Source organism: Streptomyces rhizosphaerihabitans (genome assembly GCF_025399795.1).
Taxonomy (GTDB): domain Bacteria; phylum Actinomycetota; class Actinomycetes; order Streptomycetales; family Streptomycetaceae; genus Streptomyces; species Streptomyces rhizosphaerihabitans.
Window position 1 is genome coordinate 35,496 of sequence record NZ_JAODTZ010000008.1, and the last position, 20,483, is coordinate 55,978.

Here is a 20,483-nt window from a genome sequence, read left to right on the forward strand (position 1 = left end):
CCACGGCTCCGCGAGGTCCGGCGCCTACTCCACGGGCTTCGCGTAGTGGAGATCCACTGTGCCCGAGTAGCCGGGAAGAGTCACCGCCCCGTCCTCCTCGACTTTCCAGCCGAGCCCGTAGACGTTGACGTACACCATGTAGTTCTGGATCGCCGGAGAGGCGGAGAGCGACTTCTGGAGCTTCTGCGGGTCGCCGATGGCGGTGATCTTGTACGGAGGCGAGTAGACGCGGCCCTGGAGGATCAGGGTGTTGCCGACGCAGCGCACGGCGCTGGTGGAGATCAGCCGCTGGTCCATCACCTTGATGCCCCGGGCTCCGCCCTGCCACAGGGCGTTCACGACCGCCTGAAGGTCCTGCTGGTGGATGACGAGGTAATCGGGTTGCGGCTCGGGGTATCCGGGAAGCTTCGCCGTCGCGTTGGGCGGGGCGTCGTTGAGCGTGACCGTGACGGCCTCGCCCTTGAGCTTCTGGGTGCCCGCGTTCTTCTCCAGCGCCGCGAGCTTGGCGTCCCCGGCCTCGCTGCTGCCGTCCTCACTGCCGGCGAGGGTGTCCACGTCGCGCCGCAGTGTGCCGTTGGACTCGTCCAGCGTCGCGTTCTTGCGGCTGCGCTCCTGAATCAGGTCGGAGAGCTTCAGCATGGACGCATCCGTACGGATGTTCGTACCCTTGGCCGTATCGAAGCTCGTGAAGAAGATGAGGCCCGCGAGGGCGAAGACGGCCACCGTGAGGACACGTACGGGCCGGAAACGGTGCGTACCGCCAGGACTGGAATCCGTCCCGGGGAAGTCGGCAGAATTGCTCAACGTACCCTTATCTCCTTCGGCGCCGCGGAAGCACTACGCTAACGGACGCCCGGGGGAGCGCTCAGTGTCCCCTTGTACGCTGCCCCGGAGCCCGCCCAAGTTCCCTGCGCGGCCACGCAGCGCATCGACAGGAGAGACCCTCGTGCCGAAGTCACGTATCCGCAAGAAGGCCGACTACACGCCGCCCCCGGCGAAGCAGGCGACCAACATCAAGCTGACCAGCAACACCTGGGTGGCACCGGCCATGCTGGCCATGTTCCTCATCGGTCTCGCCTGGATCGTTCTCTTCTACGTGACGGACGGCTCCCTGCCGATCGACGCGCTGGACAACTGGAACATCGTGGTCGGCTTCGGCTTCATCGCGGCCGGATTCGGCGTTTCCACGCAGTGGAAGTGACCGTCTTCACTCACAGGGAAACGACCGGGGCTGCAACTCTGCCCACGGCTATCCACTGAGTTATCCACAACAGTTATCCACAGGTGGAAAAGAAAGACGATCTGTGGATAACTCATCCGCGGTTGACGCCGGTGTGACTGGTCCGCCGACATCCGTAAACCTGTTCGCCCCCTGTCCGACCTGGGGAAACTCGGGTCAGTGACAGGGGGCACAGTTGTTCCCGCACAGCGTGCGCAAGATCCGCCACGGTCTGTGGACAACATCACTTCTCAGGTGAGCCGGATGCGCTCTCAAGTGAGCCTGGCGGTGGTCCCGACAGCGGGGTCTCAGGTGAGTTGAACGGTCCTGAGCAGCGTCGTGACGACCACCGCGACCAGCATCAGCCCGGCGACCCCGTACTGGACGAGGTTCCTCCGCTCGCGCGGCGCGTGAACCATCGCATAGCCGACGACCACACCGCCGACCAGACCGCCGATGTGCGCCTGCCAGGCGATGTTGCTCCACCCGAAGGTGAAGATCAGGTTGATCACCAGCAGGGCGATGACCGGGCGCATGTCGTACTTGAGCCGGCGCATCAGCACTGCGGTGGCGCCGAACAGGCCGAAGATCGCGCCGGAGGCGCCGAGCGACGGCTGGTTGGGGGCGGCCAGCAGATAGGTGAGCGCGCTGCCCGCGAGGCCCGAGACGAAGTAGAGGGTGATGTAGCGGGCGCGGCCGAGAGCCGCCTCCAGAGGGCCGCCGACCCACCACAGGCTGAGCATGTTGAAGATGATGTGCGTGTAGCTGCTGGGGCTGTGCAGGAACATCGACGTCAGCATCCGGTACCACTGGCCTTCGGCCACGCCCTGCATGTGCCCGGAGAGCAAGGCATCGCCGAAGAGGGTGAAACGGTCGGTGAAGGCGTCGCCCACCGAGAGCTGGACGAGGTAGATCACCAGGTTGAGGCCGATCAGCACCTTGGTGACGAGCCGGGGGTCCGCCGCGACGGTGCCGCCCGCGAGAGTGCGTGGCTGGTTGGCCGCCGGGGCGTGCCCCGTGCCGGAACCGGCGCGGACACATTCGGGGCACTGGAAGCCGACAGAAGCGCTGACCATGCACTCGGGGCAGATCGGGCGCTCGCAGCGGGTGCAGCGGACGCCGGTCTCGCGGTCCGGGTGCCGGTAGCAGCCGGGCAGGCTCCGGGCGTCCTGCGGTCCCTGATCCCGCGGGCCCTGCGGGCTGCCGGGCGGCTGGTCCATGGGGTCCCCTCAATCTCCGTACGGCGGCTCGCACACGGTGCCAGCGGGTCCGGGTGCGCGACGCACCGCCCCGTCCATCCTTACGGATGAACGGGGCGTTTGGTTCCCTGCGGGAGCCTTCGGGCTCAAGGACGGGGAGCCCGGCGCGGGCTCAGCGCTCGCGGATCTCGACGACGACCGACTCGATGACCACGTCGTTGACCGGGCGGTGGGTGCGCGGGTTGGTCTCGGTGCGGGCGATGACGTCCACGACCTTCTGGCTGGCCGCGTCCGTGACCTCACCGAAGATGGTGTGCTTGCGGGTCAGCCAGGCCGTCGGGGAGACGGTGATGAAGAACTGCGAGCCGTTGGTGGCCGGGCCGGCGTTGGCCATGGCCACCAGGTAGGGCTTGTCGAAGCGAAGGTCCGGGTGGAACTCGTCCTCGAACTGGTAGCCGGGACCACCGGTGCCGTTGCCCAGCGGGTCACCGCCCTGGATCATGAAGCCGCTGATCACCCGGTGGAAGGCCGTGCCGTCGTACAGCTTGTCCGTGGACTTCACACCCGTCGTCGGGTTGACCCACTCACGCTCACCCTTGGCGAGTTCGACGAAGTTCCGAACCGTCTTGGGCGCGTGGTTCGGCAGGAGCCTGATGTCGATGTCGCCTTGATTGGTCTTCAGGGTGGCGTAAAGCTGCTCGGCCACGATCTGCCTTCCGTTGCCTTCTCTTGACTGCCCGATCCTCGCACGGTCCGGGGCGCCGGTCCCCCGACCGCCACCCCCGGACGCACGTGCGGACGCGGTGCTCGCAGAAAACCGGTCGAGTCGCGCCGGGACGGGAGCGAGCCGAGGCGATCCGTGGCATTGTCGACGACAAGCTCCCGTTGCCCCGTATTAATCCGCTATCTCACTTGATCGACACCTGACCGGCTCCGTCTCGGGAGTCCCCGGGAGTCGGCACCCGTGACACGGATGCCCGCCCTCGCATGCCCCGGCCCCCTAGGACGGGCATGATCCCCATAGGGGCGGAAAGGTGAACTGTGTGTCTTTGGGGGTACCCGGTATCCCCGACGTACGCCACCGAGGAGGAGGAAACCCGTGACCCGCATCGACAGCGTGCGCGCCGCGACCGGCTCGGCGAAGGACAGCGTGCTGCACGCCGCGGAAGTGGTGGCGCCTTACGCCGACACGGCCAAGGACAGGGCCTCGTACTACGCGAGCGAAGCGCGTGTACGGCTCGCGCCGAGGGTGTCGCAGGCCGCCGAACAGGCCCGCGTCCAGTACGACGCCCATCTCGCGCCGCGCCTTGAGCAGGCCCGTACCCATGTGCCACCGAAGGTCGACCAGGCCGCCCAGGAAGCGGCCATCCGCACCCGTAGGGCGGCTCGTCAGGCCGCCGACTATTCCAAGCCGAGGATCGAGCAGGCGGTGGCCGCGGCCCAGCCCGTTCGGGACGAGGCCGCGGCGCGCGGCGTGGCGGCCATCGCCGCTCTGCGCGGCCAGGTCACGCCGCAGGAGATCCAGAAGCTGCTCCGCAAGCACGAGCGGCGGGCGAGGGCCGGCCGTCTCGTGAAGGGGTTGGCCGTGCTGGGGATCCTGGCGGGCGGCGCTTTCGCCGCCTGGAAGTGGTGGGACAAGCAGGCCAATCCCGACTGGCTCGTCGAACCGCCGGCCGCGACCGAGGTGCCCGAGACCGGACGTCTCACGTCGGTCGACGGGAGCGTCCAGTCCGACCTGGACCCCGAGGTCCAGGTCAAGGAAGCCGAGGAAGAGGCGGCGGAGCGCGACGACCGCCACTGAACCGGACCCAACACCGCCGCGGGGCAGGAGACTTGACGGTCTCCTGCCCCGCGGCGGTGTTTCACGTGGAACGTCGGCAGGAGGGGCGGCGAACGCCCTGCGGATGATTTACCCGCACGGTCCGCGATGACGTTTGCAACGGTCGCCGTGTGCAGCATCCATGGAGATGTTGTTAACGGAATGCGCTGAAACGATCACGCGAGGGTCGGCATGGCAGCTCACACAAGGGCCCCGGCTGAGCATGCGGCCCACTGATGCCACACCGTTCGCCCGCACGGCGGAGCCACGGGCCTCATCCCGGCCATCTTGTTTGCGCAAAGAACTGCAACGCCTGCAAAGACACTCTTTGTGACGCACGTCACTGGTGGCACTCGTGTCGGTCCGGCCCCACTCGGAAGCCTCTTCACCAGGGGCGCACGCGCGGGCCGAAAGGGGACATACGAAAACCGGCCAGCCGCCGCTATTGGGCGTCTGGCCGGTCCGAGGTGTGGAGCCTAGGGGAGTCGAACCCCTGACATCTGCCATGCAAAGACAGCGCTCTACCAACTGAGCTAAGGCCCCGTAAGAGGAGCGTCCGACCACAGGAACCATCTGTCGACGGGCGCCGCAGACCAGAGTACCGGGTCACCCAGGGGATCTCGCAAAATATTGGGGGTCCCCGTGGACGACCACTCTCCGTAAGATGCTCGACGTGGTTCGCTGTCGCGAACCGCGGTACTTGGGGAAGCGATGGGGAGACGCAATGGACGCCGCACAGCAGGAAGCAACCGCGAGAGCCCGGGAGCTGCAGCGGAACTGGTACGGGGAGCCGTTGGGGGCGCTCTTCCGTAGGCTCATAGAGGACCTGGGCCTGAACCAGGCGCGTCTTGCCGGGGTGCTGGGTCTGTCCGCACCCATGTTGTCGCAGCTGATGAGCGGTCAGCGGGCCAAGATCGGCAATCCCGCGGTGGTCCAGCGTGTCCAGCTCCTGCAGGACCTGGCGGGGCAGGTCGCCGACGGAAGCGTCAGCGCCGCCGAGGCGACCGAGCGGATGGACGAGATCAAGAAGTCCCAGGGGGGATCGGTGCTCAGCAACACCACACAGTCCACGACCAGTTCGGGAGCCCCGACGGTCAAGCGGGTGGTCCGCGAGATCCAGTCACTGCTGCGCTCGGTGGCTGCCGCCGGGGACATCATCGACGCTGCGGACACCCTCGCCCCGACCCACCCGGAACTGGCAGAGTTTCTCCGGGTCTACGGTGCCGGCCGTACGTCCGACGCGGTCGCGCACTACCAGTCCCACCAGAGCTGAGCCGAGCCCGGCCGCCGACCGCCCGGCGCTGGAGGCCGTGACACCTTCCAGCCGCCGCACGTCATGCAGCCGGGCACCTCGGAAGAGGTCTCCGGACCGACCGCCGAAGGGGAGCGACGTACGACCATGGGTGAGGTCTTCGCAGGCCGGTACGAACTGGTCGACCCGATCGGGCGCGGGGGAGTCGGTGCCGTGTGGCGCGCCTGGGACCACCGGCGCCGCCGCTATGTGGCGGCCAAGGTGCTCCAGCAGAGCGACGCGCACGCCCTGCTGCGGTTCGTGCGGGAACAGGCCCTGCGGATCGACCATCCTCATGTGCTGGCTCCCGCCAGCTGGGCCGCCGACGACGACAAGGTCCTGTTCACCATGGATCTGGTCGCCGGGGGCTCCCTGGTCCACCTGGTCAACGATTACGGCCCACTGCCTCCTTCCTTCGTCTGCACCCTGATCGACCAGCTCCTCGCGGGTCTCGCCGCCGTGCACGCGGAGGGGGTCGTGCACCGCGACGTCAAGCCCGCCAATGTGCTCCTCGAAGCGACCGGCACGGCCCGGCCGCGGTTGCGTCTGTCCGACTTCGGCATCGCCATGCGGCTGGGCGAACCACGGCTCACCGAGACCAACTACGTGGTGGGAACGCCGGGTTACTTCGCACCCGAGCAGATGCTGGGCTCCGAACCCGACTTCCCCGCCGACCTGTTCGCCGTGGGTCTGGTCGCCCTGTATCTCCTGGAAGGCGCCAAGCCCGACGCCAAGGCGCTGATCGAGTACTTCGCCGAGCACGGCACGCCGTCCGCCCCGCGGGGCATACCCGAGCCTCTGTGGCAGGTCGTGGCGATGCTCCTCCAACCGGATCCGCACGCTCGCTTCCGTACCGCCACAGGGGCACGCAAGGCCCTCGCCGCGGCCGTCGAGCTGCTGCCCGAGCCCGGACCCGACGACGAACTGATCGAGGTCTTCGACCAACTCGGGCCGCTGCCCGAGGGATTCGGCCCTGCGGGACCCCTGAAACCGGGGAACGCCTCGGATGTGGGTCCACGGACTCTGTCCTCCCGCGGACATCCGGACGCCACAGCCGCTCACCCCGGACTCGACTCCGGCACGAGCTCCGGATCAGGCTTCGACCTTGGCATTGATCTTGACATTGACCTCGGATCCGGCCCCGATTCCGCATCCGTCTTCGGCCCCAGCTCCGGCTCGAGGCACAGCGCAGGAGGCCCCGGAGCTTTTTCCGCCTCGGCTTCTGTGCCCGACCCCGGTGAGGGATCCGGCTCCGAACCCGGCTCGGGAGCGCAGGGGCCGCAGGGATCCGTTCCGGGGGGCGTCCGGCCTGCGTCCAGCGCCGACGGCGCCGAGGGCAGGCACCGCGACCTCGGTACCGGGGGCGTACTTCCGGAATCCCGTCCCCCTGACGTGGAGCAGGACTCTGCCCAGGGGGCCGTAGGACAGTGGCCCGCTCAGGACGGCGTACGGTCCCAAACCGCCTCTGAGCAAGCGGGAGTTCGGCCTGACCGCGAGAACGTGCGACCTCCGACCGGCTCCGACGGCGTGCGGGCTCGACCCGTCCCCGACGCCGTACAGGCACAGCCCGTCCCCGAGAACGCCCGGCCTCTCACCGGCCCCGCCGACACGCCCCAGGATCCCGCTCTCGGGGCCTCTCCCCAACCGTCCTCGATGTCGGACACCGGCAGCTTCCATCTGCCGCCGCCGCACCCCGCGACCGGTGCCGGCTCCCAGCGACAACCACGGACCGAGCCTCCCCCGCACCGCCCCTTGCACCCACAGACGCAGCAGCCCCAGCAGGCCTCGCCGGAGGCGCAGGCGCCCGCTCCACCCGCCTCGGTCCCGCTCCCGCTCCCGACGTCTGCGCCGCTCTACGCCCCGCCTTTCGACCCGACCCCGACGCCCACTCCCCCCACCGCACCCCTTCCTACGCAGGGGCCCTCCCCCCATCGGCCCCCGACCCCGTCCGCCGCGATGCCGCAACACGCGTACGCCTCCACCGCCTCGTACACCGCTCGGTCCGTTCAGGTTCCGCCCCGGACGACGACGGCTCCGAAAGGCCGAGGACGGCGCGCACGGCCGCGTCCGGGGCCGCCCGCCAAGGTCGCTGTGCCGATGCTGCTGCTCGCCCTGGCCTGTTTCGCGGTGGGGTTCTGGGCACTGACCCAAGTCTGAGGGGCGCGGGCCGCGGACCCGTGCGCGACCGGCCCGACAGCCCGGGAGAAAAGCCATGCCCTGCTCTGTCCGCCTCGCCCTGCCCTCGGGTCCGAGCTGAGGAGCGCTGTCAGCGCCGTGTCGCCCCGTGCTCCCAAGGTGTCACCGGCGCCGGCGCCGCTGCGGGGAGCGAGGCCGAGGCCGTGTCCGCGTCCTGCGGTGCGGGTCCGAGGGTCCGCACCGCACGGCGGCGCGCGGCCACGGTCCACATTCCGAGCGTCAGCATCAGCAGGCTTCCCGTGCCGATGCCACCCGCGGCGACCAGTTTCATGGTTCCGCTTCGGCCGGCGTCACCGCTGCCACCGTTCCCGTTGCCCGCCGCGCCGCCCGCCGCGCCGTCATCGGTCGCGTGGGCGGAGTCCCCCACCGGAGCGGCGAAGACGTCCCGGGGCGTCGCCCGCCCCGCATAAGCAGGCCCCGCCTGCGCCGCTCCGTCCACACGCACCCGCAGCGTCAGCCCGAACGGCCCCTCGCCGAAGCGGTCGGCGACCTGCGCGGCGAGATGGACCACGAGGTAGTAGGAACCGGCGAACCGCATCCCGCTCACATGGTCGTTGAGGGCATAGCGGTTGTCGTAGGCGACGGGAGGAAGGGGGTCGAGCGCCGCGGAGCGCTGGCTGCCGTCATATCCGGAGCCGACGTCGTCGACGAAGCCGCGTACGGGGTTGTAGAGGGACATGACGAGGGCGGTGCCCAGATGGCCCTCGCCACCACTCGAACTTCCCAGGTCCGCGGTGGCGTAGAACTGTTGTCCCCAGTCGACCGGCACCTTGTAGAAGCGGGTCTGCCCCGGGCTGATGTCGTCCTTCCAGACTCCCTGCCCGAGCGGGACGGCCCTGCTGAACCCGGCGCCACCGCTGCGGTGCTTCGGGGCCCCCACGAGGGCCTCGGGCGACGCGGAGTCCCAGACTTCCGGGGCACTCGTGGAACCGGACGCCTTCTTCAGGCCGGGCTCCGACACATGGCTGAGCTCGAGGTCCCACGCGCGGGACGAAGAAGGCGCCGGGCCGGCCGAACCCGTCGTACCGCTCGTCGTCCCCGCCGCTCCCGTGCGTTCGACGACCAGGTAGTACGTTCCCGCCGTCTGACAGGCGTACTGCTTGCCGCTGGTCTCACGGGACGCCCAGGCGGTGATGGGGTGCGGGCTCTGGGTGGCACCGAAGTGGACGGTGCCGGAGAAGGAGCAGTTGCGGCCGTTGCCGTCCTGCAGGGAGACCTTGAGGCCGTCAGAGTAGGAGACCGTCGCACCGGGCCTGGGGACGGCGGTTGCGGCGATGTACGCGTTGGAGACGGCATCGAGTTCGAGACGGTAGTAGAGCCTGCCGGCCCTTCCCGCCGCTCCGACGGAGCTCTTGTAGATGCGGCCCGGCTCAAGTCGTACGGAGTCGGTCGTGTCCGCCGTGCCCTTGACGGTGGTGGCGTCCTCCGCGAAGGCGTACGGCCCCGACGTACCGCCGGCGGCCGTCCTCGCGTCTTCGGCGTTGGTCCGCGCATCGGCGGTCGCGGGAGCGGCCGCGGCGGCCCGGCCCGTGGGTGCGAGGGTCATGCACAGCGCGGCCGCCGCTGCCGTGGCCACGAGCATCCGGCCGTTCCACGACCTCGCCCACCGGCCCTCTGCCCGCCGGCCCTCCGTGCGCCGCCCCATCACGCGCCACCCCTCGTCGTAGCCCCCTGGCGCGGACCATCCTGCCTCGTCGGCCACCGCGACACCCGGGCTATCAGTGGGAGCGGCCGAAAGGGAGCGGCCGTACAGCCATCGACACCGCCGGCCCTACGGCCATCGACGCCGCCCCTGCAACCCCTTCGCCCGCCTTCGTGATCCGGCAGGGCTCCGGAAAACACAAAACCCCGACCGCGAGGCGGCCGGGGTCTGCTCCAAGACTGTTGTCGGTACTCACGAACCCGTGGGCACGGAGTCAGTCGCCTCCGTCCACAGATCCTGCTCGGCGCGATCCGCCTGGATCTGGCGGTACACGAGGAGCCCGCCGATGGCGGCCAGTGCGACCAGGAGAAGCTTCTTCACCGCGCGACCTCGTCTTTCGTTGACGTAGGGGACTTCTGGCGCCCGACTATACACACCGACCGATATCGATCGGTGACCTGGATCGGCCCTCAACTGCGGCCCCTCGCACAGCGATAGGACGGGATCCGACCGCCCCGGTCTCAGGGTGATCGCACGTAACATACAGTTACTTTCAGTGACATCTATGGACTTTTCTGGTCACTTGCGACCATCCGAGTGGTGTTCATCCGAACATCAACGCGCCACGGGCGCAGGTCCACCACTTCGCGGCCCACATACACATCATGAGGAAAGTACGCAAATCGCCCGACCCGAAAGTGAGGGGCCGTGACCCAGAACAAGGTCATGAAGCTGTGGACCGCGATCGTCACCGCCTTCCTGGCGCTGTGCACGACGCTCGGACTCATCACGACCACCGCGGCCGCCGCGGTACCGCAGGCCGGCTCGGCCCGCAACACCGAGACCTCGGTGACGGCCACAGCGATCGCCCCGGCCATGGCCACCTCGGCATGGTCCTACAGCCGGGCCCTGCCCCCGACAATGAAGCAACGCATCCGCGCCGAGGCACACGGCTCCTCGCCGAGTTGCCGCCACCGCGCACCGGCGGACGACGGCACCGCGGACCCCGCCGCTCCCGGCCCCCTGGAAGACCTTGCGGACCCCGCCACCTGTTCCGGGCCCGAGACCCTCGCAACGCCCGGCACAGAGCCCCTGGGAGCCCTTACACCCGCCGTACCGTTCCAGCGCCGAGAAGACGCCCCAGGCAGGCTGGGAGCACCGCACGAGGAGTCGTGACGGCGCCAAGCCCGGGACGCCGCCCCCGGCCGCTTCCCAAGCCTCGCGGCCCCTGGTCATTCCTCGAACCTCGCGGTATCCGGCCTCTCCTCGAACCTCGCGGTATCCGGCCGTTCCTAGGACCTCACGGCCCCGGCCGTTCCCCGAGTCCCGCGGCCCTCGGCCGCTCCCCCGTGGGCACCTGCGCCATCACGCGGCCTTTCGCACAACCCTTGGCCCGTAACCCCTCACAGACACCCTGACGTAGCGGCGAACTTGCGTACAAAGCACCCAGGGCAAAGGCCCGGCGACTCGGAAGAGTCGCCGGGCCTTCGACGTTGCGCCGCTGTGAGCGTTCCTCCGCGCCTCGCGTACCGGCCCCCTTCGGAGAACGCTGCACGTCACGACTGCCGGTGTGCCCGCGACCGCCCGTGTGCCACGACCGCCGCCCCTTCACCGGCTCCGACGGCCGAACGCCCCTGTGCACCGCCCGAAGCGGATGGCGATACCGAGGGAACGGCGAGCCGATGCCGACGCCGACACCGAGGGCCGGGATCACCACGATCGGGACCCTCCAAATGCGGTACACGCACCTCGTGAAGACCCTCGCGCAGGAAACGCAAAGACCCCCAACCGTGAACGGTTGAGGGTCTTCATGCTGTGGGGCTAACAGGATTTGAACCTGTGGCCTCATCCTTATCAGGGATGCGCTCTAACCAACTGAGCTATAGCCCCGCCGCGCTTTGCGGTGTGTGTCCCGCGCGCTGACCTCTGAAGATTAGCGCACGACGCGGCCAGTCCCAAAATCGATAGTCAGAGGGCGTTTGAAAGGACCCTCACTCGTCCTCGGCGAGGGTCAGCTCGACGCCGCCCACGAAGCCTGCGGAGAGGTTGTAGATGAACGCTCCGAGGGTCGCCAGGGCGGTCGCGAGGACCACGTCGATGACCGCGATGACCGACGTGAACATCAGGACGTGCGGGAGCGAGAGGAACGACTGCAGGTCGAAGCCGTTGGACTCGTTCGAGCCCGTCGCCTCGGAGATCGTGCCGCCGACGGTCGAGAAGACGCCCATCGCGTCCATGACCATCCACAGCACCGCGGCCGCCACGATCGTGCAGATGCCGAGCGCGATGGAGAGCAGGAAACTGACCTTCATCACCGACCACGGGTCGGCCTTGGCCACCCGCAGCCGCGCCTTGCGCACGCGCGGCGTCGTCCGCGCCCCGGTGCGCGGCCGGCGGACCGCGCCCGTCGGCTGCTGCTGCGCCGGATACGCCTGCGGCGGGTGATACGGCTGCGCGGGCTGCTGGCCCTGCCGTTCGCCCGGCAGCGGCGATGCCGCCGCCGGGGGCGATGCCGGCGGCGCGCTCGGGGTCACAGGCGCCCCGACCGGGGCCGCCTGCCCGCCCGCGTACTGCTGGGCCTGCTGGCCTCGGGTGTCCGTCACAGTTCCCCCCTGGGATCCATGAGAGTCATGGGAGTCAGTCTCATTCATGGCGGTGCCACGGCCGCCGTCCGTTTCCGTACCGGTCGATCCGGCGCCCGTGGCTCCGCTCACGACGACTCACTCCTCGCGCTACTCGGCCGAGGACGGCTCGCCCTCTTCCGTACCGATGGCCTCGACGCCTTCGGCGGTCTCGTCCACGACGTCTTCGCCGTCGACTTCCTCCGCCTCGCGGCCGGCCTCGGCGTTACGAGCGATGCCGACCACGGCATCGCGCTTGCCCAGATTGATCAGTTGGACGCCCATGGTGTCACGGCCCGTCTCCCTGACCTCGTTGACTCGCGTACGAATCACACCACCGGACAGTGTGATGGCGAGGATCTCGTCGGTCTCCTCGACCACCAGCGCGCCGACGAGGGAGCCGCGGTCCTCGACGATCTTGGCGGCCTTGATACCGAGGCCGCCGCGACCCTGGACGCGGTACTCGTCGACGGCGGTCCGCTTCGCGTACCCACCGTCTGTGGCAGTGAACACGAACGTACCGGGTCGAACAACATTCATCGAGAGCAGCTCGTCGCTCTCGCGGAAGCTCATGCCCTTGACGCCCGAGGTCGCACGGCCCATCGGTCGCAAAGCGTCATCCGTCGCGGTGAACCTGATCGACTGCGCCTTCTTGCTGATCAGGAGCAGATCATCCTCGGCGGATACGAGTTCGGCTCCGATCAGTTCGTCGTCGGATCCGTCCTCCGTCTCCCGGAGGTTGATCGCGATGACGCCGCCCGCGCGGGGCGAATCGTAATCCTTGAGCGGCGTCTTCTTGACCAGTCCGCCCTTGGTGGCCAGCACCAGGTAGGGCGCCGCCTCGTAGTCGCGGATCGCGAGGATCTCGGCGATCGCCTCGTCCGGCTGGAAGGCCAGCAGGTTGGCGACGTGCTGTCCACGCGCGTCACGGCCGGCGTCCGGGAGCTCGTAGGCCTTGGCACGGTAGACACGGCCCTTGTTGGTGAAGAACAGCAGCCAGTGGTGCGTCGTCGACACGAAGAAGTGGTCGACGATGTCGTCCTGCTTCAGCTTCGTGCCGCGGACGCCCTTGCCGCCCCGCTTCTGCGAGCGGTAGTCCTCCGTCTTGGTGCGCTTGATGTAGCCGCCGCGCGTGATGGTGACGACGATGTCCTCTTCGGCGATCAGGTCCTCGATGGACATGTCACCGTCGAAGGGCACCAGCTTGGAGCGCCGGTCGTCGCCGAACTTCTCGACGATCGCGGCGAGCTCCTCGCTGATGATGCCGCGCTGACGCACCGGCGAGGCGAGGATCTCGTTGTACTCGCGGATCTTGGCCTGGAGCTCGTCGTGCTCCTGGATGATCTTCTGGCGCTCCAGGGCTGCCAGCCGGCGCAGCTGCATCTCGAGGATCGCGTTGGCCTGGATCTCGTCGATCTCCAGGAGGCCCATCAGGCCCTCGCGGGCGATCTCGACGGTGTCACTGCGCCGGATGAGCGCGATGACCTCGTCGATGGCGTCCAGGGCCTTCAGGAGGCCGCGCAGGATGTGCGCGCGCTCCTCGGCCTTGCGCAGCCGGAACTTCGTACGGCGGACGATGACCTCGATCTGGTGCGTCACCCAGTGGCGGATGAACGCGTCCAGGGAGAGGGTGCGCGGCACACCGTCGACGAGCGCCAGCATGTTCGCGCCGAAGTTCGTCTGCAGGTCGGTGTGCTTGTAGAGGTTGTTCAGGACGACCTTGGCGACCGCGTCCCTCTTGAGCACGATCACGAGCCGCTGGCCGGTACGGGAGCTGGTCTCGTCCCGTACGTCCGCGATGCCGCCGACCTTGCCGTCCTTGACCAGGTCGGCGATCTTCTGGGCGAGGTTGTCGGGGTTGACCTGGTACGGGAGTTCGGTCACCACCAGGCACTGGCGGTTCTGGATCTCCTCGACGTCGACGACCGCGCGCATCGTGATGGAGCCACGGCCCGTGCGGTACGCCTCCTCGATGCCCTTGCGGCCCACCACCAGGGCGCCACTCGGGAAGTCGGGGCCCTTGATGCGCTCGATCAGGGCGTCCAGAAGCTCCTCGTGGGAGGCCTCGGGGTTCTCCAGGTACCACTGGGCGCCGGCCGCGACCTCGCGCAGGTTGTGCGGCGGGATGTTGGTGGCCATACCGACCGCGATGCCCGCCGAGCCGTTGATCAGCAGGTTCGGGAAGCGGGCCGGCAGGACCGTCGGCTCCTGGTTGCGGCCGTCGTAGTTGTCCGTGAAATCGACGGTCTCCTCGTCGATGTCGCGGACCATCTCCATGGACAGCGGCTTCAGCTTGCACTCGGTGTACCGCATGGCGGCGGCCGGGTCGTTGCCGGGAGAGCCGAAGTTGCCGTTGGAGTCCACCAGCGGCATCCGCATCGACCACGGCTGCGCGAGGCGGACCAGCGCGTCGTAGATCGAGGAGTCGCCGTGCGGGTGGTAGGTGCCCATGACGTCGCCGACGACGCGGGCGCACTTGTAGAAGCCCTTCTCGGGCCGGTAGCCGCCGTCGTACATCGCGTACAGGACGCGGCGGTGGACGGGCTTGAGACCGTCCCGCACGTCGGGCAGCGCGCGCGACACGATGACGGACATCGCGTAGTCGAGGTACGAGCGCTGCATCTCGGTCTCGAGCCCGACGGGCTCGATACGCATGGCGATGTCGCCCGCTTCAGGATTGCTCGGTGTGTTCTCGTCGGTCATTGCTGGTGAAGATCCTTTCTGACGCGGTCAGCTGAGACCGACTCAGATGTCGAGGAAGCGGACGTCCTTGGCATTGCGCTGGATGAACGCGCGGCGCGCCTCGACGTCCTCGCCCATGAGGACCGAGAAGAGGTCGTCGGCCTGGGCGGCGTCGTCGAGCGTGACCTGGCCGAGCACGCGGTGCTCCTGGTCCATGGTCGTGATGCGCAGTTCCTCGGCGTTCATCTCACCGAGACCCTTGAAGCGCTGGATCGAGTCCTCGCGGACGCGCTTGCCCGCCTGGCGGCCGAGCTCGATCAGCGCGTCGCGCTCACGGTCCGAGTACGCGTACTCGAAGTCGTCCCGACCCCACTTGATCTTGTACAGCGGCGGGCGGGACAGGAAGACGTGCCCTGCCTCTACCAGCGGCCGCATGAAGCGGAACAGGAAGGTCAGCAGCAGGGTGTTGATGTGCTGGCCGTCGACGTCGGCGTCCGCCATCAGGATGATCTTGTGATAGCGGAGCTTCGCGATGTCGAAGTCCTCGTGGACTCCGGTGCCGAAGGCGGAGATCAGTGCCTGGATCTCCTGGTTCTGCAGGATCTTGTCGATCCGCGCCTTCTCGACGTTGAGGATCTTTCCTCGGATCGGGAGGATCGCCTGGTACTGCGGGTTGCGGCCGGACTTGGCCGAGCCACCGGCGGAGTCACCCTCGACGATGAAGATCTCGCACTTGATGGGGTCGTTCGACTGGCAGTCGGAGAGCTTGCCCGGCAGGGACGCCGACTCCAGAAGGCCCTTGCGGCGGGTGAGGTCACGCGCCTTGCGGGCCGCCACGCGCGCGGTGGCCGCCTGGATGGACTTGCGGATGATGTCCGCGGCCTCGACCGGGTTGCGGTCCAGCCAGTCGTTGAGGTGCTCGTAGACCGCCTTCTGGACGAAGGTCTTCGCCTCCGTGTTGCCCAGCTTGGTCTTGGTCTGGCCCTCGAACTGAGGCTCGCTCAGCTTGACCGAGATGATCGCGGTCAGACCCTCGCGGATGTCGTCGCCCGTGAGGTTGTCGTCCTTCTCGCGAAGCAGCTTCTTGTCGCGCGCGTACTTGTTGATGAGCGAGGTCAGCGCCGCACGGAAGCCCTCCTCGTGCGTACCGCCCTCGTGGGTGTGGATGATGTTGGCGAAGGAGTACACGCCCTCGCTGTAGCCGCTGTTCCACTGCATCGCGACCTCGAGGGACAGGCTCTTGTCCTTGTCCTCGGCTTCGAGGTCGATGACGGTGGGGTGCACCGCTTCTCCCTTGCGGGAGTTGAGGTACTTCACGAAGTCGACGATGCCGCCTTCGTAGTGGTACGTGACGGTCTTGACTTCGTCCTTCTCGTCGGCGCCCGCCTCGTCCGCCCCGGCAACGGCCTTCGCCGAATCGCGCTCATCAGTGAGTTTGATCGTCAAACCCTTGTTGAGGAACGCCATCTCCTGGAAGCGCCGCGAGAGCGTCTCGAAGGAGTACTCCGTGGTCTCGAAGATGTCCGCGTCGGCCCAGAAGGTGACCGACGTGCCGGTCTCGTTCGTGGCCTCGTGCTGGGAGAGAGGGGCCGTCGGGACGCCCAGCTTGTATTCCTGCGTATACCGGTGGCCGTCCGTCTTGACCTCGACGGAGATCTTGCTCGACAGGGCGTTCACGACGGAGACGCCGACGCCGTGCAGACCACCGGAGACCGCGTAGCCGCCGCCGCCGAACTTGCCGCCCGCGTGCAGCACGGTCAGCACGACCTCGAGGGCCGGCTTGCCCTCGGACGCGACGATGCCCACCGGGATGCCACGGCCGTTGTCGACGACGCGTACGCCGCCGTCAGGGAGGATCGTGATGTCGATCGTGTCCGCGTGGCCGGCGAGCGCCTCGTCGACCGAGTTGTCCACCACCTCGTACACGAGGTGGTGGAGTCCACGCTCACCGGTCGAACCGATGTACATACCGGGTCGCTTGCGGACCGCGTCCAGACCCTCGAGGACGGTGATGGCACTGGCGTCGTACGAGGCTGTGACCTCGCCGTTTACGCCGATGTCGGTGGACGGGATGTTCTCGTTGGGGTTGCCGGAATCGGCCACGAAGCGCCCTTTCTGGCACAGCACAAGCCGAACTCCCGGCGGGTGGCCGGAGCGGCTGCGGCGTGTTGCGTTGGTAAGCCTTGGTCAGCGTTGCTCGGTGCGTCCCACTAGTGGGGCGGGATTAGCTTCCAGTCTACCGGTAGCGCTGACAGTGATGGGGGTTTGCCGGTACCTGAGTCCGCATGTGCCGCCCTGAACCGGTCTCGTCCGACTCCCCATATGCGGACCAGGGCCCAAAGAGGCTTACAGCGGCACTCAGCGCTTCGGGGTGTCAACCCTTGGCTACTGACGAGTCAGGTCGACGTTCGCCATTGCGTGCGACTACTCGCGGAGGTCGACAGGAGCCCGTCGAGAAGCGTCGTTCCCGGCGGTCGACGCATACTCCTGGCAGGGCCGGATACGCCTCTGACCAGGGGCGACAGGTGGTCTTCCAGATCAGCGGCAGGGGTGGCCGGGTGCCGCGCGACGCATGGGCCGCCGCCACGTCGGAGCCGAGAGAACAGCGAGTCACCCACAAACGGCGTCCGCGAAGGAATCGAACGCGCGGCGAGCGGTCCCCGACTCCGGCATCCGGCGGCCGCGCCCACCACGATCACGGGCGCTGCACTGCCGGGTTCCGCCACGGGCGACGGCCCGAATCCGTTCGCTGTCAGCTGGATCCGCGGTCCGGCGTGGTCACGATCACCGGGGGTCGACGACCCTGCGCCGCCTGAATCAGCCGGGGCCGGCGGTCTGTCGCGGTGGCGGTCTGTCGTGGGTCAGGACCAGTCGCAGCCTGGACCCGCACGGCCGACGGCCGGGAATCCGTCACGATCAGCCGCGGCCGGCGGCCCGGTCGACCGCCCGGGCGTCATCGGCAGGTGTCGCGACGTCGGTCACCGCGAGGAGTGAGCGGCTTCCGCGCGCGGCTGCCGTCCGCGGCGCACGGCCCGTCGTGGGCCGGTCATCCGTAGGTGTCGCCGGGACCCGTACTGCCCGGGGCACGCAGCGGACCGTAGCGGCGCGGGGGGCCCGTCGGACCCTGGACCTTGAGCAGGCGCACCGTGCCGTGGCCGAGATCCTGGTTCAGCCGCGCGACCAACTGCGGTGCCAGCAGGCGCAGCTGGGTCGCCCAGGCCGTCGAGTCGCACTGCACCGTCAGCACCCGCTCGGCCGGGTCGTCGTCGTAGCGCAGCGGAACGCAGTGCTTGGCCAGATCGTCGCCGACGATCTGCGGCCAGCGGCCCATCACGCCGCCCACCGCGGCCGGGGCCTCCCAGCCGCGCTCGCTGAGCAGCCGGTTGATGGCGGCGCCGAGCGCCATGGGGTCGCGTCCGTCGGCACCCGAGCCGGAGCGCAGACCCCCGCCGCGCCGCGCCTGTTTCTTCTGCTGGGCCGCGTCCCCACGCGCACGTGCCTGTTCCTTCGCGGCACGCAGCGCCACCCGCGCGAGGTCGACGCCGGACGGCTCGGGGGTCTTCTTCCGGGGGACGGCGCCGGACGCGACCTCGGCACCGGGTCCCGATGTGTTCTCCGTCATACGCGCTCCACCGTGCCTTCGGACACGGCGTACCGCGTCCCGGCCAGTACATCCGGTACGTCGTCGTGCACGGCGGCCGTCACGAGCACCTGCTCGCCGGGCGCGACGAGTTCCGCGAGCCGCTCGCGCCTGCGGCTGTCCAGCTCCGCGAAGACGTCGTCGAGGACCAGCACCGGCTCATTGCCCTCGGCCCTGAGCAGGTCGTACGAGGCCAGGCGCAGCGCCAGCGCGTACGACCAGGACTCGCCGTGGGAGGCGTACCCCTTGGCGGGCAGCTGACCGAGTTTGAGCACCAGATCGTCCCGATGGGGCCCTACGAGGGTCACACCGCGCTCGATCTCCGGCTTGCGGGCCTCTTCCATGGCGGCCATCAGCTGTGCGTAGAGCTCCTCGCGGGCGTGGCCCACGATGCCGGGCGAGGACGCCTTGTACTCCAGGGCGACGGGCCCGCCGCCGGGTGCCAGCTGCTCGTAGGCCTTGTCGGCCAGCGGCTGGATCGCGGCGACCAGGTCGAGCCGCTGTGCCAGCAGTTCGGCGCCCACGCGCGCGAGGTGCTGGTCCCACACCTCGAGCGTGGACAGATCCATGGTCCGGCCGCCGTGCCGGCGGGCCAGCGCGGCCGACTTCAGGAGGGTGTTGCGCTGCTTGAGGACCCGGTCGTAGTCGGACCGGACTCCCGCCATGCGCGGGGAGCGGGCGGTGATCAGCTCGTCGAGGAACCGGCGCCGCTCTCCGGGGTCGCCCTTGACCAGGGCGAGGTCCTCGGGCGCGAACAGGACGGTCCGCACGATGCCGAGCACGTCACGGGGTCTGACCTGGGAGGACCTGTTGATGCGGGCGCGGTTGGCCTTGCCGGGGTTCAGCTCCAGCTCGATGAGCTGCTGGCGCTCTCCCTGGCGGACGTTGGCCCGGATGATCGCCCGGTCGGCGCCCATGCGGACGAGGGGCGCGTCGGTGGAGACGCGGTGGCTGCCGAGGGTCGCGAGATAGCCGACCGCTTCGACCAGGTTCGTCTTGCCCTGTCCGTTGGGACCCACGAACGCGGTGACGCCCGAGTCGAGCGGGACCTCGACCCGGGCGTACGAGCGGTAGTCGGCCAGCGACAGATGCGTGACGTGCATGGTCGTTCGCCGACCTCCCCAGCATGGTGTTCGGGTTGTCCCCGGGTCCGGTCCGGACCCCGGTTATCGGGTTTCTTCCCCGGCTGTGGACAACCGGGTCACCCCGGGCGCGGTGACCCCGGGGCGTCGATCAGGCCTTCTCGACGGCGTGGCCGCCGAACTGGTTGCGCAGCGCCGCGATCATCTTCATCTGCGGCGAGTCGTCCTGCCGCGAGGCGAAGCGGGCGAAGAGCGACGCGGTGATCGCGGGAAGCGGCACCGCCTGGTCGATGGCGGCCTCCACGGTCCACCGGCCCTCGCCGGAGTCCTGTGCGTAGCCCTTGAGCTTCTCCAGGTGCTCGTCCTCGTCCAGCGCGTTGACGGCGAGGTCGAGCAGCCAGGAGCGGATGACCGTGCCTTCCTGCCAGGAGCGGAAGACCTCACGCACGTCCGTCACGGAGTCGACCTTCTCCAGGAGCTCCCAGCCCTCGGCGTAGGCCTGCATCATGGCGTACTCGATGCCGTTGTGGACCATCTTCGCGAAGTGGCCCGCGCCGACCTTGCCGGCGTGCACCGCTCCGAAGTCGCCCTCGGGCTTGAGCGCGTCAAAAATCGGCTGCACCTGGGCAACGTGCTCGGCGTGGCCGCCGTACATCAGCGCGTAGCCGTTCTCCAGGCCCCAGACGCCGCCGGAGACACCGCAGTCGACGAAGCCGATGCCCTTGATGCCCAGCTCGACGGCGTGCTTCTCGTCGTCCGTCCAGCGCGAGTTGCCGCCGTCCACGACGACGTCACCGGGCTCCAGCAGGGCGGCCAGCTCGTCGACGGTGGACTGGGTCGCGGCGCCCGCCGGAACCATGACCCACACCACGCGCGGGCCCTTGAGCTTGCCCACGAGTTCTTCCAGGCTGTGGACATCGGCGAGGTCCGGGTTGCGGTCGTATCCGATGACGGTGTGACCTGCGCGGCGGATCCGCTCGCGCATGTTGCCGCCCATCTTGCCGAGGCCGACGAGACCGAGCTCCATCAGTTGTTCCTTAAGGGGTTGCGACGTGGCGTGAGGGCACTCTCGTACCTGGTCCGAGCCTAGAC

General features: G+C 68.7%; 16 protein-coding genes and 2 tRNA genes. 5 read left to right on the forward strand and 13 right to left on the reverse strand.

Going from position 1 to position 20,483, the window contains the following annotated elements; all coding sequences use genetic code 11:
* Positions 1 to 24 precede the first annotated feature (24 nt).
* Positions 25 to 804, reverse strand: coding sequence for a DUF881 domain-containing protein (locus N4G66_RS10290; RefSeq protein WP_261703711.1), 780 nt, complete (start codon positions 802 to 804; stop codon positions 25 to 27).
* 142 nt (positions 805 to 946) lie between these two features.
* On the opposite strand from N4G66_RS10290, the gene crgA reads away from it, so the two are divergent.
* Positions 947 to 1,201, forward strand: coding sequence for a cell division protein CrgA (crgA, locus tag N4G66_RS10295; protein ID WP_261703712.1), 255 nt, complete (start codon positions 947 to 949; stop codon positions 1,199 to 1,201).
* A gap of 326 nt (positions 1,202 to 1,527) precedes the next feature.
* On the opposite strand, the gene N4G66_RS10300 is transcribed toward crgA, so the two are convergent.
* Positions 1,528 to 2,439 (reverse strand): rhomboid family intramembrane serine protease, encoded by a 912-nt coding sequence (locus tag N4G66_RS10300; RefSeq protein WP_261703713.1) that lies wholly within the window; start codon positions 2,437 to 2,439, stop codon positions 1,528 to 1,530.
* Between the two features lie 151 nt (positions 2,440 to 2,590).
* Positions 2,591 to 3,124, reverse strand: a complete 534-nt coding sequence (locus tag N4G66_RS10305) for a peptidylprolyl isomerase (protein WP_261703714.1) — start codon at positions 3,122 to 3,124, stop codon at positions 2,591 to 2,593.
* Positions 3,125 to 3,517: 393 nt separating this feature from the next.
* On the opposite strand from N4G66_RS10305, the gene N4G66_RS10310 reads away from it, so the two are divergent.
* A complete protein-coding gene (locus N4G66_RS10310; protein WP_261703715.1) occupies positions 3,518 to 4,219 on the forward strand; it encodes a DUF5324 family protein in 702 nt (233 codons plus the stop codon).
* Between the two features lie 488 nt (positions 4,220 to 4,707).
* Here N4G66_RS10310 and N4G66_RS10315 read toward each other — a convergent pair.
* Positions 4,708 to 4,780: transfer RNA gene (locus N4G66_RS10315), tRNA-Ala, on the reverse strand.
* A 181-nt stretch (positions 4,781 to 4,961) separates the two neighbouring features.
* On the opposite strand from N4G66_RS10315, the gene N4G66_RS10320 reads away from it, so the two are divergent.
* Together N4G66_RS10320 and N4G66_RS10325 are read left to right on the forward strand one after the other, a co-directional pair.
* Complete coding sequence (locus tag N4G66_RS10320; RefSeq protein ID WP_037614940.1) at positions 4,962 to 5,510, forward strand: helix-turn-helix domain-containing protein; 549 nt, start codon at positions 4,962 to 4,964, stop codon at positions 5,508 to 5,510.
* 126 nt (positions 5,511 to 5,636) lie between these two features.
* On the forward strand, positions 5,637 to 7,685 hold the full coding sequence (locus N4G66_RS10325) for a serine/threonine protein kinase (RefSeq protein ID WP_261703716.1): 2,049 nt from the start codon (positions 5,637 to 5,639) through the stop codon (positions 7,683 to 7,685).
* Positions 7,686 to 7,794: 109 nt separating this feature from the next.
* Here the strand turns inward: N4G66_RS10325 and N4G66_RS10330 are convergent, their stop codons facing one another.
* Both N4G66_RS10330 and N4G66_RS10335 read right to left on the reverse strand, forming a co-directional pair.
* The gene (locus tag N4G66_RS10330; RefSeq protein WP_261703717.1) at positions 7,795 to 9,306 is read right to left on the reverse strand and encodes a hypothetical protein; all 1,512 of its coding nucleotides are present in this window, start codon (positions 9,304 to 9,306) and stop codon (positions 7,795 to 7,797) included.
* A gap of 312 nt (positions 9,307 to 9,618) precedes the next feature.
* Positions 9,619 to 9,747 (reverse strand): DLW-39 family protein, encoded by a 129-nt coding sequence (locus N4G66_RS10335; RefSeq protein ID WP_003999697.1) that lies wholly within the window; start codon positions 9,745 to 9,747, stop codon positions 9,619 to 9,621.
* A gap of 327 nt (positions 9,748 to 10,074) precedes the next feature.
* Here N4G66_RS10335 and N4G66_RS10340 point away from each other — a divergent pair, with 327 nt between their 5' ends.
* On the forward strand, positions 10,075 to 10,542 hold the full coding sequence (locus N4G66_RS10340; protein ID WP_261703718.1) for a DUF6344 domain-containing protein: 468 nt from the start codon (positions 10,075 to 10,077) through the stop codon (positions 10,540 to 10,542).
* A gap of 640 nt (positions 10,543 to 11,182) precedes the next feature.
* Here the strand turns inward: N4G66_RS10340 and N4G66_RS10345 are convergent.
* From N4G66_RS10345 to gnd, 7 genes are all read right to left on the reverse strand, one after another.
* A tRNA-Ile gene (locus N4G66_RS10345) sits at positions 11,183 to 11,256 on the reverse strand.
* A 101-nt stretch (positions 11,257 to 11,357) separates the two neighbouring features.
* On the reverse strand, positions 11,358 to 12,080 hold the full coding sequence (locus N4G66_RS10350) for a DUF3566 domain-containing protein (protein WP_261703719.1): 723 nt from the start codon (positions 12,078 to 12,080) through the stop codon (positions 11,358 to 11,360).
* Between the two features lie 18 nt (positions 12,081 to 12,098).
* Complete coding sequence (gyrA, locus tag N4G66_RS10355) at positions 12,099 to 14,690, reverse strand: DNA gyrase subunit A (protein WP_261703720.1); 2,592 nt, start codon at positions 14,688 to 14,690, stop codon at positions 12,099 to 12,101.
* 42 nt (positions 14,691 to 14,732) lie between these two features.
* Positions 14,733 to 16,796, reverse strand: coding sequence for a DNA topoisomerase (ATP-hydrolyzing) subunit B (gene gyrB / locus N4G66_RS10360; RefSeq protein ID WP_315903628.1), 2,064 nt, complete (start codon positions 16,794 to 16,796; stop codon positions 14,733 to 14,735).
* Positions 16,797 to 17,715: 919 nt separating this feature from the next.
* On the reverse strand, positions 17,716 to 18,291 hold the full coding sequence (locus tag N4G66_RS10365) for a DUF721 domain-containing protein (RefSeq protein ID WP_261703721.1): 576 nt from the start codon (positions 18,289 to 18,291) through the stop codon (positions 17,716 to 17,718).
* Positions 18,288 to 19,412 (reverse strand): DNA replication/repair protein RecF, encoded by a 1,125-nt coding sequence (gene recF, locus N4G66_RS10370; protein ID WP_261703722.1) that lies wholly within the window; start codon positions 19,410 to 19,412, stop codon positions 18,288 to 18,290. The genes N4G66_RS10365 and recF overlap by 4 nt, the downstream gene beginning before the upstream one ends.
* A gap of 130 nt (positions 19,413 to 19,542) precedes the next feature.
* Positions 19,543 to 20,418 (reverse strand): phosphogluconate dehydrogenase (NAD(+)-dependent, decarboxylating), encoded by an 876-nt coding sequence (gene gnd, locus N4G66_RS10375; RefSeq protein WP_261703723.1) that lies wholly within the window; start codon positions 20,416 to 20,418, stop codon positions 19,543 to 19,545.
* Between the last annotated feature and the right edge of the window lie 65 nt (positions 20,419 to 20,483).

Coding starts and splice junctions, on each gene's coding strand:
- N4G66_RS10300 (WP_261703713.1), bottom strand. CDS start 2,439: ATGGACCAGCCGCCCGGCAGCCCGCAGGGCCCGCGGGATCAGGGACCG.
- N4G66_RS10320 (WP_037614940.1), top strand. CDS start 4,962: ATGGACGCCGCACAGCAGGAAGCAACCGCGAGAGCCCGGGAGCTGCAG.
- N4G66_RS10325 (WP_261703716.1), top strand. CDS start 5,637: ATGGGTGAGGTCTTCGCAGGCCGGTACGAACTGGTCGACCCGATCGGG.
- N4G66_RS10330 (WP_261703717.1), bottom strand. CDS start 9,306: ATGCTCGTGGCCACGGCAGCGGCGGCCGCGCTGTGCATGACCCTCGCA.
- gyrA (WP_261703720.1), bottom strand. CDS start 14,690: ATGACCGACGAGAACACACCGAGCAATCCTGAAGCGGGCGACATCGCC.
- N4G66_RS10365 (WP_261703721.1), bottom strand. CDS start 18,291: ATGACGGAGAACACATCGGGACCCGGTGCCGAGGTCGCGTCCGGCGCC.
- recF (WP_261703722.1), bottom strand. CDS start 19,412: ATGCACGTCACGCATCTGTCGCTGGCCGACTACCGCTCGTACGCCCGG.
- gnd (WP_261703723.1), bottom strand. CDS start 20,418: ATGGAGCTCGGTCTCGTCGGCCTCGGCAAGATGGGCGGCAACATGCGC.